This is a genomic window from Pandoraea faecigallinarum, assembly GCF_001029105.3.
GTDB lineage: Bacteria > Pseudomonadota > Gammaproteobacteria > Burkholderiales > Burkholderiaceae > Pandoraea > Pandoraea faecigallinarum.
The window spans coordinates 276634-291045 of sequence record NZ_CP011807.3 but is presented as its reverse complement, the minus strand read 5'-3'; the positions used below and the strand labels follow the sequence as shown (position 1 = coordinate 291045).

At 64.3% G+C, this 14412-nt stretch carries 14 protein-coding genes and 1 riboswitch; of the genes, 2 read left to right on the top strand and 12 right to left on the bottom strand.

Annotated elements, in window-relative coordinates; all coding sequences use genetic code 11:
• Positions 1-231 precede the first annotated feature (231 nt).
• From metF to AB870_RS01235, 6 genes are all read right to left on the bottom strand, one after another.
• On the bottom strand, positions 232-1062 hold the full coding sequence (metF, locus tag AB870_RS01260) for a methylenetetrahydrofolate reductase [NAD(P)H] (protein WP_047908658.1): 831 nt from the start codon (positions 1060-1062) through the stop codon (positions 232-234).
• A 26-nt stretch (positions 1063-1088) separates the two neighbouring features.
• Positions 1089-1904 carry a TlyA family RNA methyltransferase gene (locus tag AB870_RS01255; RefSeq protein WP_047906617.1) on the bottom strand — a complete coding sequence of 272 codons (816 nt, stop codon included), beginning with the start codon at positions 1902-1904 and terminating at the stop codon, positions 1089-1091.
• Between the two features lie 48 nt (positions 1905-1952).
• Positions 1953-2309 carry a phage holin family protein gene (locus AB870_RS01250; protein ID WP_047906616.1) on the bottom strand — a complete coding sequence of 119 codons (357 nt, stop codon included), beginning with the start codon at positions 2307-2309 and terminating at the stop codon, positions 1953-1955.
• A gap of 222 nt (positions 2310-2531) precedes the next feature.
• The gene (gene ahcY / locus AB870_RS01245) at positions 2532-3947 is read right to left on the bottom strand and encodes an adenosylhomocysteinase (RefSeq protein ID WP_047906615.1); all 1416 of its coding nucleotides are present in this window, start codon (positions 3945-3947) and stop codon (positions 2532-2534) included.
• Between the two features lie 31 nt (positions 3948-3978).
• Positions 3979-4104: riboswitch (S-adenosyl-L-homocysteine riboswitch) on the bottom strand.
• A gap of 150 nt (positions 4105-4254) precedes the next feature.
• Positions 4255-4938 (bottom strand): LrgB family protein, encoded by a 684-nt coding sequence (locus AB870_RS01240; protein ID WP_047906614.1) that lies wholly within the window; start codon positions 4936-4938, stop codon positions 4255-4257.
• 64 nt (positions 4939-5002) lie between these two features.
• Positions 5003-5458, bottom strand: a complete 456-nt coding sequence (locus tag AB870_RS01235; RefSeq protein WP_047906613.1) for a CidA/LrgA family protein — start codon at positions 5456-5458, stop codon at positions 5003-5005.
• Between the two features lie 198 nt (positions 5459-5656).
• Between AB870_RS01235 and AB870_RS01230 the strand changes: the two genes are divergently transcribed.
• Positions 5657-6601, top strand: coding sequence for a LysR family transcriptional regulator (locus AB870_RS01230; RefSeq protein ID WP_047906612.1), 945 nt, complete (start codon positions 5657-5659; stop codon positions 6599-6601).
• A gap of 124 nt (positions 6602-6725) precedes the next feature.
• Entirely contained in the window at positions 6726-7499 is a 774-nt protein-coding gene (locus AB870_RS01225) for an exodeoxyribonuclease III (protein ID WP_047906611.1), read from the top strand.
• Positions 7500-7610: 111 nt separating this feature from the next.
• On the opposite strand, the gene AB870_RS01220 is transcribed toward AB870_RS01225, so the two are convergent.
• The 6 genes from AB870_RS01220 to AB870_RS01195 all read right to left on the bottom strand — a co-directional run bounded on the left by AB870_RS01220 (position 7611) and on the right by AB870_RS01195 (position 14189).
• Entirely contained in the window at positions 7611-8906 is a 1296-nt protein-coding gene (locus AB870_RS01220; protein ID WP_047906610.1) for an AmpG family muropeptide MFS transporter, read from the bottom strand.
• Between the two features lie 106 nt (positions 8907-9012).
• Positions 9013-9687 carry a methionine biosynthesis protein MetW gene (gene metW, locus AB870_RS01215; RefSeq protein WP_237170021.1) on the bottom strand — a complete coding sequence of 225 codons (675 nt, stop codon included), beginning with the start codon at positions 9685-9687 and terminating at the stop codon, positions 9013-9015.
• The gene (gene metX, locus AB870_RS01210; protein WP_047908656.1) at positions 9684-10874 is read right to left on the bottom strand and encodes a homoserine O-succinyltransferase MetX; all 1191 of its coding nucleotides are present in this window, start codon (positions 10872-10874) and stop codon (positions 9684-9686) included. Before metX ends, metW begins: the two co-directional genes overlap by 4 nt.
• Positions 10875-11183: 309 nt before the next feature.
• Positions 11184-11840: a nucleoid occlusion factor SlmA gene (slmA, locus tag AB870_RS01205; RefSeq protein ID WP_063389806.1), complete on the bottom strand. Its 657-nt coding sequence runs from the start codon at positions 11838-11840 to the stop codon at positions 11184-11186.
• A 13-nt stretch (positions 11841-11853) separates the two neighbouring features.
• A complete protein-coding gene (locus AB870_RS01200) occupies positions 11854-12660 on the bottom strand; it encodes an HAD-IA family hydrolase (protein WP_084663203.1) in 807 nt (268 codons plus the stop codon).
• Positions 12661-12803: 143 nt separating this feature from the next.
• Positions 12804-14189, bottom strand: coding sequence for an MFS transporter (locus AB870_RS01195; protein ID WP_237170020.1), 1386 nt, complete (start codon positions 14187-14189; stop codon positions 12804-12806).
• Positions 14190-14412: the final 223 nt, after the last annotated feature.

Sequence of the window (14412 nt, the reverse complement as noted above, 5' to 3'; positions counted from 1 at the left end):
CGGGTTTTGAGTAGACGCCCGGCGGCGATCCGCCGCCGAGCCCACGAGGGATATTACTGAAGCTTCACCCGAGGAACAACACGCCAAATCCCTAGCAAACCGCCTATTTGTGGTGTTTTTGATTAGGAAATTGCTTAATTGTGATCGAGATTGACTTCCAACCTTCCGCCGGATAGCGAACGATTGCGCGCCACTCTGCCGACCTGCCGCCCGTGATCGTCGCGGCGGCGGTTACAGCCCGAGGCGTTGCCACATCGCCTTGGTCGCCGAAGCCGCGTTGAGCGTATAGAAATGCAGCCCCGGCGCGCCTTCCCTGAGCAAGCGTTCGCACAGCGCCGAGACCACATCGAGCCCGAAGGCACGGATCGACTCGCGGTCGTCGCCGAACCCTTCGAGACGCTTGGCGATCCAGCGCGGCACTTCGGCGCCGCACATCTCCGAGAAACGCATCATCTGCGAGTAATTCGTGATCGGCATGATGCCCGGCACGATCGGCACGTTCACGCCCAGACGGGAAACGTCGTCGACGAAACGGAAATAGGCGTCCGCGTTGAAGAAGTACTGGGTGATGGCCGCATTGGCGCCCGCCTTCACCTTGTTGGCGAAATGCTCCAGATCGAGGCGCGGCGACTTCGCCTGCGGGTGATATTCGGGGTAGGCCGCCACTTCGATGTGGAACCAGTCGCCCGTCTCCGCGCGAATGAATTCGACCAGTTCCGACGCATAGCGGAACTCGCCGATTTCGCCCATGCCCGAGGGCAGATCGCCACGCAGCGCCACGATGTGACGGATGCCGTGGTCACGGTATGTCCCGAGAATGTCGCGGATGTTCTCGCGGGTCGAGCCCACGCATGAGAGGTGCGGCGCGGCGTCCACGCCTTCGCGCTGGATTTCGATGACCGTGTCGAGCGTGCCCCGCTGCGTGGAGCCGCCGGCACCGAACGTCACCGAAACGAACTTCGGCCCGAGCGGGAACAGCTGCTGACGCGTCGCGCGCAGCTTCTCCGCGCCGTCGGCCGTCTTGGGCGGGAAGAATTCGAAACTGAAGGAAGGTTGCGTCATGATCGTCTTGTTATCGAGAGAGCCGCTCATGCCGCGCGCCTGGCGTGCACGAAGAACTCCCGGTTGCCGTCACCGCCGGCGATCGGACTGTCGAGCCATGCGGCGACCGTCAGTCCAAGCGTCTCGCAGGCGGTGCGGATCTTTGTCTCTACCTGCGCATACTGCGCCGTATCTTTCACGAGGCCACCGCGTGCGATGTGCTCCCGTCCCACTTCGAATTGCGGCTTCACGAGCATCAGCAGATCGCCGCTCGCCCCCAGCAGCGGAGCGAGGGCCGGCAGGATCAGCGTGAGCGAGATGAACGACACATCGCCGACGATCAGATCGAAACCGGCCGCCGGCACGGCACATGGCGAACCGTCCCGCGCCACTTCGGCCAGACGTTCGTCAAGCATCTGCCGCGACAGATGCCGCGCGTTGATGCCTTCGAGGGATATGAGCCGCGGCTCGCCCATCAGCCGCTGGTGCAACTGCCCATGCCCCACGTCCACCCCGACGACCCGCGCCGCGCCAGCCTGCAAGAGACAGTCCGCGAAGCCACCGGTCGACAGGCCGACGTCGAGCGCCGCACGCCCGGTCACGTCGAGTCCCGTCTGCGCGAGTGCACCGGCCAGCTTCAGCCCGCCGCGCGAGACATAACGGTCTTCGCCCGGCAGGCCGTCGGCCGCCGCCCGCACCTCCAGATCCTCATCGCCCGCCACCGGCTGGCTGGCTTTTTTGAGTGCCGTTTCGGTGCCGGCGTAATACACGCGCCCTGCATCGATCAGACGTTGAGCGACGGTGCGCGATGCGGCCAGCCCCCGGGAGACGAGGGCCTGATCGGCGCGAAGAACTTGCGACATGACTTGCGGGTTTCCTGCAAAGAGCCGCCGGCGCGACGGCGTCGACGCTTAAACGTTGGTGGCGCGTTCGCCGAACACCAGCGCCGACAGAATCCACGAGATCAGGCTGTACAGCAGCGAGCCGAACAGCGCCGCCCAGAAGCCGGAGACTTCGAAGCCCTTGACGACATGCGAGGCCAGCCAGAACAACAACGCGTTGATGACGAAAATGAACAGCCCCAGCGTCACCACCGTCACAGGCAACGTCAGCACGACGAGCAGCGGACGCAGGAACGCGTTGATCAGGCCAAGCACGACTGCGACGATCAGTGCCGTGCCGATGCCCTTGAGCTGAACGCCCGACACGATGTACGGCAAAACGAGAAGCGCGATGGCATTGATGAGCCAAATCAGCAGCAGACGCATGGCAAGCTCCGGAGAACGTGCCGGCGCCGATAGTCGTACCGGCACCGGCGGTGGGAAATACAAGCACGGTAAAGCGTGCGCGACGGCGACCGATGCCGCCGCGCCGTCCCGACGCCCTCTCCCGGAGTGCCTTGCACCGGTACGTCGCGCCCCAGCGTGCGACGTACCGGCAACCCGCTGACAACCGCTTGGCGTTCGGGCGGCAGGCGTCGAATCAAACCATCAATAACGGTAGTGCGCCGGCTTGAACGGACCGTTCTTGTCCACGCTGATGTACTTCGCCTGATCGTCGGTCAGCACGGTCAGTTCGGCACCGATACGGCCCAGATGCAGACGCGCCACCTTCTCGTCCAGGTGCTTCGGCAGCACGTACACGCTGTTCTTGTACTTGGCGCCGTGCACGAACAGTTCGATCTGTGCGAGCGTCTGGTTGGTGAACGAGTTGCTCATCACGAACGACGGGTGGCCCGTGGCGCAGCCCAGGTTCACGAGACGGCCTTCCGCCAGCAGGATGATGCGCTTGCCGTCCGGGAAGATGATGTGATCGACCTGCGGCTTGATGTTTTCCCACTGGTACTTGCGGGTGGACGCCACATTGATTTCCGAGTCGAAGTGACCGATGTTGCACACGATGGCCTGATGCTTCATCGCGGCCATGTGGTCGTGATCGATCACGTGGAAGTTGCCGGTGGCCGTCACGAAGATGTCGGCCTTGTCGGCCGCGTATTCCATCGTCACGACACGGTAACCTTCCATGGCGGCTTGCAGTGCGCAGATCGGATCGATTTCCGTGACCCACACCGTCGCACCGAGACCGCGCAGGCTTTGCGCGCAGCCCTTGCCCACGTCACCGTAACCGGCCACGAGCGCGATCTTGCCGGCGATCATCACATCGGTCGCGCGCTTGATACCGTCGACCAGCGATTCGCGGCAGCCGTACAGGTTGTCGAACTTCGACTTGGTCACCGAATCGTTCACGTTGATGGCCGGGAACGGCAGCGTGCCGTCCTTTTCCATCTGATACAGACGGTGCACGCCGGTGGTGGTCTCTTCGGTCACACCCTTGATTTGCGACAGGCGCTTGCTGTACCACTGCGGGTCGACTTCGAGGTGGCGCTTGATCGAAGCGTACAGCGCGACTTCTTCTTCGTTGGTCGGGTTGCCCACGACCGAGATGTCCTTCTCGGCCTTGCTGCCGAGAATCAGCAGCAGCGTGGCATCGCCGCCATCGTCGAGAATCATGTTGGCGAACTGGCCGTTCGGCCATTCGAAGATGCGGTGGCTGTATTCCCAGTACTCGTCGAGCGACTCGCCCTTGAAGGCGAACACCGGAATGCCCGCGGCGGCAATCGCGGCGGCGGCGTGGTCCTGCGTCGAGAAAATGTTGCACGAGGCCCAGCGCACTTCGGCGCCCAGCGCGACCAGCGTTTCGATGAGCACGCCCGTCTGAATGGTCATGTGCAGCGAACCGGCGATGCGAGCGCCCTTGAGCGGCTGGCTGGCGCTGAACTCGGCGCGCGTGGCCATCAGACCCGGCATTTCGCGCTCGGCGATGGTCAGCTCTTTGCGGCCCCAGTCGGCCAGCTTGATATCGGCAACGTGGAAATCGGAGAATTTCGAATCGACTACGGCGTTCATCACGCCTCCTTTCTCTAAAGTCTAGATAGTTGGGACGTGAGCGCCGTTCTCGGGCCCACTCGCCAACGATCCGGGGGTAAGTCCGGCGGCCGGCGGGGCCAATAGGAAGGATCTTGAGCCTGGCAGCCCTTCGGCTGTCGCAACGCTCCTCAAGACCCCGGCATTGTAACAAAACTGATGCGCGACGTTGCGTCGGGGCCACGCCCGAACGGTTATTTTTTTGCTGTTTGAGTGCGCATGAAAATGGGGACGCGCTGTGGACGCCGATCCCCGCCGGCGATGACGCGGCAGCGGCGAGCGCCGGATGTCAGATCGGCAGATGCGCGATCAACGGGGCGGCGAGCACCATGAGCACGCCGTTGATCATCATGACAAGGCTGGCCACCACGCCCTCCTCGCCTCCGATCTGGCGCGCCTTGGCCGTGCCGAAACCATGGGCGCCCGCGCCGAACGGTGCGCCGCGCGCCATGCGGGTGCGCAGCGGCAGCCACGACAGCAACGCCTCGCCGAGCAGCATGCCGATCAGGCCCGTAATGATGACGAAGAGTCCCACCAGGTCGCGCGAGCCGCCAAGCTGGTCGGAGACGGCCAGCGCGAACGGCGTCGAGATGGAACGCGCGAGCAGGCTGCGTGCCATCTCCGGCGGCAGTTCGAACAGGCGGGCGAGCACGTACGAACTGCCTACGGCCACGACCATCGCCACCAGCACACCGAACGTCAGTGCGAAAGCGTGGCGCCGGATGATGTCGCGATGCTCGTAAATCGGCACCGCGAAGGCGATCGTCGTCGGACCGAGCAGCCACACGAGCCAGCGCGAGTCGGCGATGTACGTCGTATAGGAAATGTCGCCGCCGATCATCACGCCGATGACCAGGACCGGCGCGAGAATCGCCGGACCGAGCCACACCTTGCCGAAGCGCGCGTACAGGCGCTTGGACACGTAGTAGAAGAAGACGGTGAGAACGAGCAGCAGGAGCGCCGTATGATTCATGACTGGACCCCGCGGGCGCTATTCGGGTGAAAGGAGATGCCGATCGAACAAGGCATCAGGGACATCAGCGGGCATCGTGCCCATGCGCGCGACGGGCCGGAATGCGAACCAGCGCGCGCTTGAGACGACGCTCCGTGCGGCAGGCGAAGTCGACAGCCAGCGCCGTCGAGATCATGACGAGCGCGGTACCCACGCCGATCACGGCGAGCAGTTGCAAGCCTTCCTTGCGCAGCAGGTCGCTGTATTGCATGACCGCGGCAACCAGCGGCACGAAGAAGAGAATCATCTCCGCCAGGAACCAGTCGGCGCCGCGCTTGATTTTCTCCGTCTTCAGCACGCCGCTCATGAGCAGCGCCACGACGACGAGCAGGCCGAGAACGCCGCCCGGCAGGGGCAGATGAAAATGACGCGACGCAGCATCGGCTGCCAGATAAATCCCGGTGAGGAGCGCAATCTGCCAAAGCACGCCGAGAATGGCCTTGCTGCGGCGATAGACACGGCTGGCGATCATCTGGGTCATGGCGAACTCTGTAAGGGTTTTCACGAATACGAAGTGAAGTATAGGAAGCGCCGCAACATAAATATAATGAATTAATCGTATTAAATCGATTCCAAACAGGAATGTTTTAAGTATTAACCCTTATAGTGCATGGGGAAGCCCTGTCCGACGGGGCTTTCCGCGAAACCGCACCATCAAGGTGCAATCGAGAGACCCCCTATGGAACTGCGTGCGTTGCGAGGATTTGTGGAAGTGGTGCGGCAGCAGAGCTTCACGGCGGCGGCCGAAGCGCTGTTCGTCACGCAGCCGACCGTCAGCAAGATGGTCAAGGCGCTGGAAGACGAGCTGGGCACACCGCTGATGTTGCGCGAGGAACGCGGCATGGGCCGGCGGCTTCAGTTGACCGATGCCGGACGCGTTGTCTTCGAGCGCGGGCAGGACGTGCTTGCGGCGCACGCCCGCTTGCAGCAGGAGCTGGCGGATCTGGAGACTGTCTCGCGCGGCGAATTGTCGATCGGCATTCCGCCGTTGGGCGGCGATCTGTTCATCCCGGTGATCGGCGCGTTCCACCAGCACTATCCGGACATCGAGATGAAGCTGTTCGAGACCGGCTCGCGCGCCATTCAGCAGGCGTTGCTCGCCGGCGAGATCGAGCTGGGCGCGGTGTTGCTGCCGGTCGACCCGACGGTGCTCGACGTGCTGCCGGTGTGCCATTACCAGCTGCGTCTGATCGCCCCGCGGGACTCCCGCTGGGAGGGCCGCGCGTCCGTCGGTCTTGGCGAATTGCGCGACGAGCCTTTCGTCTTCTACGGGGAAGGGTTTGCGTTGTCGGAGTTCGTGATTGCCGCCTGTCGGCGCGCGGGTTTCACGCCCAAGATCGCCGGACGCTCGAGCCAGTGGGACTTCATTGCGTCGATGGTGGACAACGGCGTGGGCATCGCGCTGCTGCCCGAGCCGTTCTGCGCGCGGCTCGATCCGAAGCGTTTCGTCATCACGGACGTGCGCGACCCGGAGATTCCGTGGGATCTGGCAATGGCCTGGCGGCGCGACTCCTATTTGTCGCACGCAGCGCGACGCTGGCTCGCGCTCGCGCGCGACATCCTCGGCCCCGGCGGCGATGGCGAGGCGAAGGCAGCCATTGCGGGCGGGGCGCGCAGAACCTGATCCGTCGCCCGACACTCACCGGCGATTGCGGTATCCTTGCCGCTGACAATTTTCCCCTCTGCCGTCGCGACGCTTCGAATGACGCTTCGAATGACACTTCGAACCGGCGCGACACATCGAACTCATGCGCATCATTACCGCGAATCTGAACGGCGTGCGATCGGCCGCCAAGAAGGGCTTCTTCGAGTGGTTCGGCAATCAGGACGCCGACATCCTGTGCGTACAGGAGATCAAGGCCCAGTTGCCCGACATGACGCCGGACTTCCTCAAGCCGCACGACTATCAGGGCTATTTCCACTACGCGCAGAAGAAGGGCTACAGCGGCGCGGGCGTATATGTGCGCCGCGAGCCGGACGACATCGTCATCGGCTGGAACAATGCCGAATTCGACGCCGAAGGTCGCTACGTCGAAGTGCGTTACGGCAACCTGTCGGTGATCTCGGTGTACATCCCGTCGGGGTCGAGCGGCGAGGAACGTCAGGCGGCGAAGTTCCGCTTCATGGCGGACTTCATGCCGCATCTGCTGGCGCTCAAGGCCGCAGGGCGCGAGGTCGTACTGTGCGGCGACGTGAACATCGCGCACAAGGAAATCGACATCAAGAACTGGAAGGGCAACCTGAAGAACTCGGGCTTCCTGCCGGAAGAGCGCGCGTGGCTCACGCAACTGTTCGACGACCACGGCTATGTGGACGTTTTCCGCACGCTGGATCAGCGCCCGGAACAGTACACATGGTGGAGCAATCGCGGTCAGGCGTATGCGAAGAACGTCGGGTGGCGCATCGACTACCAGATCGCCACGCCGGGCATCGCGGGCAAGGCAAAGACAACCTCGGTATTCCGCGACATCAAGTTCAGCGATCACGCGCCGCTGACGGTGGACTACGACCACACGCTGTAAAGACTGCGGTTCGCGAAAAACGGAAGCGCCGGTCTCGAAAGGATCGGCGTTTCCGTTTGCGGAATCAGCCTGGCCGCGGCGCAGGCCGGCCAGGCCGCAAGCACGAACGGGTCAGCGTGCGCCGCCCGCCGCAGGCACGCCGTCGCCGCCGCCGTCGTCTGCACCCCACGGCGCGACTTTGGGCAGAAGCAGCATGCCGGGCACCGCAAGCGCCGTACAAATCAGAAAGAACATCAGCCAGCCGACGCCGTCCACGATGTAGCCCGTGCCCGCATTCGCGAACGTGCGCGGCACCGACGCCAGACTCGTGAACAACGCGAACTGGGTCGCCGTGTAGCGCGGGTCCGTAGTGCGCGCAATGTACGCCGTGAACGCCGCCGTACCCAGCCCCGCCGTGAACGCCTCGAACGCGATTACCGCGCCGAGGCCCGCGACCACCGGCCCGGCTTCCGCCAGCCAGGCGAAGCCCAGCACCGACACCAGTTGCAGTACGCCGAACACCCACAATCCGCGGTTGATGCCCAGCTTTATCAGCCAGATGCCGCCGATGATCCCGCCCGCCACGCTCGCCCACAGGCTCGTCGCCTTTGCCACCACGCCGATCTGCGTCTTCGTAAATCCGAGATCCAGATAGAACGACGTGGCGAGCGATGTCGCCATCGAATCGCCCAGCTTGTACAGAAAGATGAACGCCAGCACCAGCATCGCCTGCGACCAGCCCCCGCGCGTCACGAACTCGTGGAATGGCTCGACCACCGCCTCGCGCAGCGTCTTCGGCGGCGTGCCGCGAATCTCCGGCTCCTTCACCACCAGCGTCATCACGATACCGGGCAGCATGAACGCCGCGGTCGCGAAGAACACTTGCGACCATGGCAGGTGATCGGCCAGGATGAGTGCGAGCGAGCCCGGCACCAGTCCCGCCACCTTGTAGGCGTTCACGTGCATCGCCGTGCCCAGGCCCTGCTCGCGGTCGGACAGCAATTCACGCCGATAGGCATCCAGACAAATATCGAGACTCGCACTGAAGAACGCGAGCGCCGCTGCCAGCGCGGCAATCGTCATCAGGTCGCGCTGCGGCGAGTACGTCCCCATGACGGCCACCGCGCCGGCGACCAGCAACTGGGTCACGAACATCCAGCCGCGACGGCGCCCCGGCTTCCAGCCCAGCAAGTTGGGGGCGAAGCGATCCATGAGCGGCGCCCACAGGAACTTCCATGTATAGGGAAACTGGATCAGGGCGAACAGGCCGATCGACTTGAGATCGACGTGCTCGCTGCGCAACCATGCCTGCACGAGATTGAGCAGGATGAATAGCGGCAGACCCGAGGTGAAACCGAGAATCACGCAGATGAGCATCCGCGTGGGGTGAAAGACGCGCCCGTCGTCGGGCCGCAGCAAATCGGTCATGGAAAAGACAGTTGGGGCCAGCCGCCCGCAGTGCGCGGCACCCGGCCCCCGATAGCGTCTTCCAAGGGGGACCCGGCGCTACGCTGCCCCGCAAGCTGCCGTCGGTTCAGGAACGCTTGACGCGATAGACCGCAAGACTACCACGCCAGTTCGCGCCCACCGACACGAGTCGTCCGTTATGCAACACCGCGCGATCCAGAATCTTCACGCCGACGTCCGGCGCCAGCGCCTCGAAATCCTTGATCGTCAGCACGCGCACGTTCGGCGTGTTGTGCCACTGGAACGGCAGGCTCTTCGACACCGGCATGCGCCCCTGCAACACCGACAGGCGATGCGGCCAGTAACCGAAATTTGGGAACGAGACGATGGCTTCACGCCCGACGCGCACCGTCTCGCGCAAAATGTCCGCCGTACGATGGATCGTCTGCAACGTTTGCGACAGGATGACGGTGTCGAAGCTCTGGTCTTCGAAGAGCTTCAGCCCGTCTTCCATATTCTGCTGAATGACATTGATGCCGCGCTGCGCGGAGGCGAGCACACCGGCATCGTCGATCTCGATGCCGTAACCGCTCACGTCAAGCTCGTCGGTGAGCAGACGCAGCAAGGAGCCGTCGCTACACCCCAGATCCAGCACCTGCGACGACGGTTCGATCCATCGCGCAATGACACGGAAATCCGGGCGATCCGCGAGCGACGCCGAAATGCGATGGCGCGACGCCGCCAGTTGTGCCGCCTGCGCGCTGGTGGACGGGCTGCCGGATGGGTGGGTGAACTGGCTCATACCCCGACCTCCTGGGCGATACGTTCGTAGTAAGCGCGCACCAGATTGTGATAGCGCGCATCGGTTAGCAGAAAGGCGTCGTGGCCGTGAGGCGCGTCGATCTCGGCGTAACTCACGGTGCGACGCGTATCGAGCAACGCCTTGACGATCTCCCGCGAGCGCGTTGGTGCGAACCGCCAGTCGGTCGTGAACGACACGATCAGGTACTTGGCCGACGTGTGCGACAACGCCTTCGCCAGATCGCCGCCGACGGTGCGTGCCGGATCGAAGTAATCGAGCGCACGCGTGATCAGCAGGTAGGTGTTCGCGTCGAAGTACTCGGCGAACTTGTCGCCCTGATAGCGCAGATACGACTCGACTTCGAACTCCACGTCGAAGCTGAACCGATAGCCGTCGTCCTGAGCGTTTCCGTTGCCGGTGCCGGACTTCACGCCGTCGGCCAGTGCCTCGGCGCGACGCAACGCGCGGCCGAACTTGGTCGCCATGTCCTCATCGGACAGATACGTGATATGGCCGATCATGCGCGCCACGCGCAGGCCGCGACGCGGCACGACACCGTGCGCGTAGTAGTCGCCGCCGTGGAAGTCCGGGTCGGAGAGGATCGCCGAGCGCGCCACTTCGTTGAATGCAATGTTCTGGGCAGAGAGCTTCGGTGTGGACGCGATCACCAGACAGTGTCCCACGCGCTCCGGGTACATGATGCTCCACGCGAGCGCCTGCATGCCGCCGAGGCTGCCGCCCATCACGGCGGCGAATTTGCGAATGCCGAAAGCGTCCGCCACGCGCGCCTGTGCATTGACCCAGTCTTCGACCGTCACGACAGGAAAGCGCGCGCCGTACGGCGTGCCGGTCGTCTCGTCGAGACTCATCGGCCCCGTCGAGCCGAAGCACGAGCCGAGATTGTTCACACCGATGACGAAGAAGCGATGGGTGTCGAGCGGCTTGCCTGGCCCGACCATGTTGTCCCACCAGCCGATGTCCTTTGGGTTGTCGGCGGCGATGCCCGCCACGTGATGCGAGGCATTGAGCGCGTGACATACGAGCACGGCGTTGCTCCGGTCAGCATTCAACTCGCCATAGGTCTCGACCATGAGATCGTAACCGGCGAGGGTGCTGCCGTTTTGCAGTGCCAGCGGCTCAGCGAAATGCATCCGCTGCGGCGTGACGATTCCGATTGAAGATTCCATAAATCCCTGTCCGAAACATGCCGGGGCCAACGTCGTCATCGACAACCATCGACGGACGATGTCCTGAAGCGTTCTGTGCGGGAAAAGGGGTCGACGGAAAAACGGCGGGGTGCGCGAACGACCTCTTTAGCCGCATTTTTAGTGAATGTCCCACGCCGGAGCATCTCCGGCAGAGTCATTCGCGCGCCCGCAAGCGAGTCACCAAATCGGCGCGCCAATCATCGCGACAAGGCCAACGTCAGATGGGTCGGCCCTATCGCGGGTTGCGAAAGTATAACGTAATCCGCGCACGGGGCGCAGACCACTGCCTCAGCGCAGCAGGGCCGCGACTTGCGGCTCGGCGCCTTCGGCCGGCGAGCGCTTGAAGCCGCTCTTGGCAAAACGGTGCCAGCGGCCCAGAACGTAAGACACGAGCAGGTTCGCGCGCGAGTTGGCGTCGAACGTCTCGGGCAGCGTGCCCTGCGCGGCGGCCAGACGCAGCACCTGGCGCAGCGACGCCTCGATGCGGTCGAGCAACTGGTTCATGCGCTCTTGCAAACGTTCGTGTTCGCCGACCAGCGCTTCGCCGGTCAGCACGCGCGTCATGCCGGGGTTCTTCTCGGCGAAACCGAGCAGCATCAGCACAATGGCGCGCGCTTGCGACACGCCGTCCTGATCCTGTGCGGAGATCTGGTTGATCAGACCGAAGATGGTCTGTTCGATGAATTCGATCAGGCCTTCGAACATCTGGGCCTTGCTCGCGAAGTGACGATAGAGCGCCGCTTCGGAGACATCGAGACGCGCGGCGAGCGCGGCCGTGGTGATCTTCTCGCCCTTGGGCGTCTCAAGCATGGCGGCAAGGGTCTGCAATACCTGCACGCGGCGCTCGCCCGGCTTGGGGCGGGTGGTCTTCACCGGCGCTGGCGCGGCCTCCAGCGCATCGGCGGTGCCGTACCCGGCGCCGTTCGAAGAATTTTCCTGCTGCATTGTCTGGTCGTTATCAGTTGGGATTCAATTGTCGGGATCGGGTGGCCCGGGCCACGCGTTTTGCGCCTTCCCCGGTCGCCAGGCTCGCCCGTAACTCGCGCAGAGATTGTACTTTGATATCCACGTAGTGTGGGCGGCCACTTCGCGGCATAACCTTGCCAAGACTGTTTCTGATCGGCAAGTGCCCCGTGATCCAGACCGTTTTGATGCCGAAGTGGCGCAAGTGCTTCAGATGCGAGCGCGTGTCTTCGACGAGCCACGTTCGCGCCGGCGCCAGCCCTTCGCGCACGAGCAGGCGGCGCAACATCGTCGCGTCGGGTTTGGCCCGCCATCCACGGCGGTCCGCCATGTCCTCGATGCTCACGCAGCGCTCGAAATGGCGACGGATGCCCAGCGCCTCGACGATGGGCATTGCGTAATTCGCGGGCGCGTTCGTGAGCAGGATCTTGCGCCCCGGCAGCCCGGCAACCAGCCGGGCGATGCCGCGCTCGGCGCGCAGTACCTCGGCCAGCGGCGGCAATACGTGGACCTGCGCGAGAAATTCGTGGGGATCGATGGCGTGATGCCGGATCAGCCCGAGCAGCACGGCGCCGTAGCGCTCCGTATAAGTCGAGCGCAGCAGATTCGCCTCGTCCTGCGCCAGTCCCAGCCTCTCGACGATATAGGCGGTCATCGCGTGGTTGATGCGCGGGAAGATCGCGTGAGACGCGCGGTGCAGCGTGTTGTCCAGATCGAACAGCCAGACCGGACCGCGCGTGCCGTGCTCGCTACGGGCGCGGCGCGCCCGGCGTCGCCGGCTCAGAACGTGAGAAGAAGGCACGGAGATAGCAGATTCTTGCGAGGAGATACGTGAACATGACCGACATCGCCCGAAAAGTCGTCCGTCGGATCCGAGGACGCGGCGCGGTCACAGCAAGGCAAGATGCTATCGCGCGATGCCCGCTTTGACAAATCGCGCGCCGCTCACCCGGCCCGCGCCTTTGCCCTCACCCGCAGCAGACTCACCCCGCCGCCGAGCGCGGCCAGTGCTGTCGCCGCGATCATTGCCGCGCGCGCACCGTCGTCGCCATGGACATCGAACAGCAGTGCCACGACTGCCGCGCCGAGCGTCATGCCGACGGTGCGCGCCATCGTCATCAGGCCGCTTGCCGCGCCGCTGCGCTCGCGCGGCGCGCCCATCATGATGATGCGATTGTTCGGTGTCTGGAAAAAGCCGAAGCCTACACCGCAGACCACCATGCGCCAGGCGATGCCCCAGTCGCTCACGTTCGCCGGCAACCATGCGAGCAGCGCCAGTCCTACGGCGAACACGCCGAGCCCGAGTGCGCTCATGCGCGCACTGTCGAAGCGATCGGACAGACGTCCGGCGAGGGGTGCGACGAACACGATCACCAGCGGCCATGGCGTCATCAGCAAACCCGTCGCCGCCTCGCCGCGCGCAAAAGCGTGCTGCAACAGAAAGGGCATGCCGACATACGCGAGCGTCTGCGCCATGTAACAAGCCACCGACGTGAGCGACGACAACGCCAGCACCGGCACGCGCATCAGATCGAGCGGCAGCAACGGTGTCTCGCGGCTGCGCTGATGGCGCACCAGCACGACCGCGGCGATCAGTCCCAGCCCGATCTGCAACGCGGCCACACCGTGATGCCCGGCCTCCCCCACATGCCCCAATCCGATGATGATGAGCGCGAGCGTGACGGCATTGAGCAACGCGCCGGGCACGTCGATACGCCGCTCGGCGCCGGGAGTGCCCGGCAGAAATCGCGCCGACGCCGCAAACGCCGCGAGCCCGATCGGCAGGTTGATGGCGAACAGCCAGCGCCAGTCGCCCAGCGACAGGATGGCGGCGGCCACGCTCGGGCCTGCGGCCGTCGACAAGGCGACGGTCAGGGCAAGCAACGAAATGGCGCGCCCGCCCATATGCGGCGGAAAGACCATGCGCAGCAATGCCGGAACGATGGTCGACATGCAGGCGCCGCACAGACCCTGTACGACGCGCGCCGCCACGAGCCACGACAGCGTCGGCGCCAGCGCGCAGCCGAACGACGCCAGCGTGAAACCTGCAACGCCAAAGAGGAATACCCGTCGATAGCCAAGCTTCTCGCCCAGCGCGGCGAGGGGCAGCACGGCCATCGCGAAAATCAGTTGATAAGCGTTGACGACCCATACGGTCGCGGCCGGATCGGCGACGAGATCTCGCGCGATGGTGGGCAGTGCAACGTTGGCGATGGACGCGTCGAGGTTGCCGAGGAACGTACCCAGCAGGATGGACGGTACGGCGATGCGGCGGGCGCTCGCGGCCAGTCCCTCGGCGAGCGGTGCGCAGGGTGTCATCGATGGCTTCATACAACGGACATCTCGAAAAAATCACGGCCCGGGGGTCGCTTCTCGCTAGCCAGTGCCTGAGTTGGCATCGTAGCCCGGGCCGGGCAGGAAGGTCGTGCGCAATGGTGCAGCTCGGGGAATGTTCGGCTGCACACGGCCACGCCGCACGACGTCTGCCGGATCACTCGCGCGTGCAGCGCGGCACGCCACCACGACGTGGGCCGCGCAACAGGGAGTGACGCGG

What these genes read in the sequence shown, in the direction of transcription:
- metF (WP_047908658.1), bottom strand. Translation starts at nt 1,062, where the DNA reads ATGACGCAACCTTCCTTCAGTTTCGAATTCTTCCCGCCCAAGACGGCC.
- AB870_RS01255 (WP_047906617.1), bottom strand. Translation starts at nt 1,904, where the DNA reads ATGTCGCAAGTTCTTCGCGCCGATCAGGCCCTCGTCTCCCGGGGGCTG.
- AB870_RS01250 (WP_047906616.1), bottom strand. Translation starts at nt 2,309, where the DNA reads ATGCGTCTGCTGCTGATTTGGCTCATCAATGCCATCGCGCTTCTCGTT.
- ahcY (WP_047906615.1), bottom strand. Translation starts at nt 3,947, where the DNA reads ATGAACGCCGTAGTCGATTCGAAATTCTCCGATTTCCACGTTGCCGAT.
- AB870_RS01240 (WP_047906614.1), bottom strand. Translation starts at nt 4,938, where the DNA reads ATGAATCATACGGCGCTCCTGCTGCTCGTTCTCACCGTCTTCTTCTAC.
- AB870_RS01235 (WP_047906613.1), bottom strand. Translation starts at nt 5,458, where the DNA reads ATGACCCAGATGATCGCCAGCCGTGTCTATCGCCGCAGCAAGGCCATT.
- AB870_RS01230 (WP_047906612.1), top strand. Translation starts at nt 5,657, where the DNA reads ATGGAACTGCGTGCGTTGCGAGGATTTGTGGAAGTGGTGCGGCAGCAG.
- AB870_RS01225 (WP_047906611.1), top strand. Translation starts at nt 6,726, where the DNA reads ATGCGCATCATTACCGCGAATCTGAACGGCGTGCGATCGGCCGCCAAG.
- AB870_RS01220 (WP_047906610.1), bottom strand. Translation starts at nt 8,906, where the DNA reads ATGACCGATTTGCTGCGGCCCGACGACGGGCGCGTCTTTCACCCCACG.
- metW (WP_237170021.1), bottom strand. Translation starts at nt 9,687, where the DNA reads ATGAGCCAGTTCACCCACCCATCCGGCAGCCCGTCCACCAGCGCGCAG.
- metX (WP_047908656.1), bottom strand. Translation starts at nt 10,874, where the DNA reads ATGGAATCTTCAATCGGAATCGTCACGCCGCAGCGGATGCATTTCGCT.
- slmA (WP_063389806.1), bottom strand. Translation starts at nt 11,840, where the DNA reads ATGCAGCAGGAAAATTCTTCGAACGGCGCCGGGTACGGCACCGCCGAT.
- AB870_RS01195 (WP_237170020.1), bottom strand. Translation starts at nt 14,189, where the DNA reads ATGAAGCCATCGATGACACCCTGCGCACCGCTCGCCGAGGGACTGGCC.